This window comes from Microbacterium sp. Leaf351 (assembly GCF_001423825.1).
GTDB lineage: Bacteria > Actinomycetota > Actinomycetes > Actinomycetales > Microbacteriaceae > Microbacterium > Microbacterium ginsengisoli.
Genome location: NZ_LMPK01000001.1, coordinates 24,401 through 26,781, shown reverse-complemented (window position 1 = coordinate 26,781; position 2,381 = coordinate 24,401). Strand labels below are relative to the sequence as shown.

The following is a 2,381-nucleotide window of genomic DNA, read 5'->3' as shown; positions in this document are numbered from 1 at the left end:
CCTGCGGGTCAAGGGCGACGCCCGCGCCCTCGTCGACGCGGGCAAGGAGTTGCCGCTGTCGATCGCGACCCGCGGCGACGAGCGGTTCGCGCTCGTCTTCTCAGGCGGCGAGGCGCTGCGAGACGCCGTGAATGCCGACGGCGACACCGACACATCCGCCGTCTCGAAGCCCGCGATCGAGGTGCTGAACGAGGTGCTCACCGATGACTTCGCGGGCATCGCGATCGACCATGCCTCCACTCCGCATTCCGCGATCCTGCCGCGGCAGCTGCTCGAGCGTGCGCTGGTCGACCTCGACCCCGAGCTCGCCGTCAAGACCCTGCTGCTCGGTGCTCGGGATGCCGCCACCCCCGCCGCCGTCGCCGGTGTGCTCGTCAGCGCGCCCCTGTGGCTCGCCGCCCGCACCACCGAGTCGGGCGACATGGGCATCGCGGAGGTGCACACCGAAGACGGCACCCGCTACATCGAGGTGTTCTCGCACCCGCTCGAGCTCATCGCGCTCGGCCGCGGCGACGAGCCCGTGCAGATCACGGGCCCGCAGCTCGGCGCCGCGCTGCGCAGTGACGACGGCATCACCGGAGTCATCGTGGATCCGGCCGGACCGTGGATCTCCCTCACCCGCACCGACCTCGCCCCCGTACTCGCGCTCGATGCGCCCTAAGGTCCCGGCGCTCCCGCGCTATGCGCCCTAAGGTGAGGCCATGGCCGGCGACAGACTGACCCTCATCGTCCCGGGGCCCCACGGCGATCGGGAGATCTCGCTGTCGAGCCCCGGCCGCGTCATCTGGGCGGAATCGGGCATCACCAAGCGGGAGCTCGCCGAATATCTCATCGCCGTGGCGGGGCCTTTCCTTGAGGCGAACGGGCAGCGCCCGGTGTCGCTCGAGCGGTTTCCCGGCGGCATCGACGGCGACAGCTTCTTCTCCAAGAATCCGCCCAAGGGCGCCCCCGCGTACGTGGAAGCGGTCGACGTCACCTACCCGAGCGGACGGGTGCACCCGCAGCTCGTGCTCACCGAGCCCGCGGTCGCCGTCTGGGCGGCGCAGATGAACACCGTCGTCTTCCACCCGTGGGCCTCGCTCGCCGCGGCGCCCGACCTCCCCGTCGAGCTGCGCATCGACCTCGACCCGCAGCCCGGCACCGGCTTCCGCGAGGCCGCGGCCGTCGCGCCCGTGCTGGGCGACCTGCTCGCGGACGCCGGGTTGACGGCGTGGCTGAAGACGAGCGGGAACCGCGGCATCCATGTCTTCTGTCCCATCGAGCCGACGCATGAGTTCCTGGATGTGCGCCACGCCGTCATCGCGGTGGCGCGCGAGCTGGAACGACGGCTCCCCGACCAGGTGACGACAGCGTGGTGGAAGGAAGAGCGCGGGCAGCGCATCTTCGTCGACTTCAACCAGGCCAACCGCGACCGCACGATGGCGGGGGCGTACAGCCCGCGCGCGACGGCGGCCGCGACGGTGTCGACGCCGCTGCGGTGGGACGAGCTCGACGGTCTCGACCCGCACGCGTTCACCGTGCGCAGTGTGCCCGAGCGCCTCGCCGCGGTCGGCGACCCCTGGGAAGGGTTCGCGGCCGCGCCGGGTCGCATCGACGTGCTTCTCGACTGGTGGCAGCGCGACCTCGAGGCCGGGCTCGGCGAGCTCCCGTTCCCGCCCGAGTTCCCCAAGATGCCCGGCGAGCCGCCGCGCGTGCAGCCCAGCCGCGCGAAGAAGGACTGACCCGCGGGCGCACCCCGCCCCCTATCGCCGAATCCACTCCCGCGAGCCGAATCCCTGCTTCACCTGCGACGGGATGACGTGGACTCGACGCCCACCCGTGGATTCGGCGCCAAGCGGGGGCAGCGCTCGCGCGGCGCTCAGTCGAGAACGGCGGCGAGATCGTACGCCGCGATCTGATCGAGCTGCGCGAAGGTGCACGACGCGGCATCCCGATCGGGACGCCATCTCTCGAACTGCACCGTATGCCGGAACCGAGCTCCCTCGAGCTGGTCGTAGCGCACCTCGAGCACGCGCTCGGGGCGCAGACGCACGAACGAGACATCCTTCGAACCGGTGAACCTCGACCGCTCGCCCGCACCCGTCACGACCTCTCCGTCGGCGTCGCGCTCGACGAGCGGCTCGAGCTCGTCGACGAGCTCGAGCCGGCGCGCGGCGGTGAACGCCGACACCCCGCCGACCTGCCGCAGCTCGCCGTCATCGCCGTACAGTCCGACCAGCAGCGACCCGACGCCCGCGCCCGACGCATGCACGCGGTAGCCGAGCGCGACGACATCGGCCGTGCGCGCATGCTTGATCTTCAGCATCGTGCGCTTGCCCGGCGCATACGGCTCATCGAGCCGCTTCGCCACGACACCGTCGAGCCCCGCCCCCTCGAACTCG

Annotated in this window: 2 protein-coding genes and 1 pseudogene; 2 read left to right on the top strand and 1 reads right to left on the bottom strand. The window is 71.7% G+C overall.

Annotation, left to right across the window (positions count from 1 at the left end; translation table 11 throughout):
• Window positions 1–661, top strand: a 661-nt coding sequence (locus ASG00_RS15565; protein WP_200930807.1) for an SseB family protein, incomplete at its 5' end; no start/stop codon positions are given.
• Window positions 662–701: 40 nt separating this feature from the next.
• Window positions 702–1,721, top strand: a complete 1,020-nt coding sequence (gene ligD, locus ASG00_RS00095; protein ID WP_056206009.1) for a non-homologous end-joining DNA ligase — start codon at window positions 702–704, stop codon at window positions 1,719–1,721.
• A gap of 137 nt (window positions 1,722–1,858) precedes the next feature.
• Here ligD and ASG00_RS15895 read toward each other — a convergent pair.
• Window positions 1,859–2,381, bottom strand: a pseudogene (locus tag ASG00_RS15895) (ATP-dependent DNA ligase); the annotation flags it as partial.

Excerpts from the sequence above, each read along its gene's own strand:
- ligD (WP_056206009.1), top strand. The coding sequence starts at position 702 with ATGGCCGGCGACAGACTGACCCTCATCGTCCCGGGGCCCCACGGCGAT.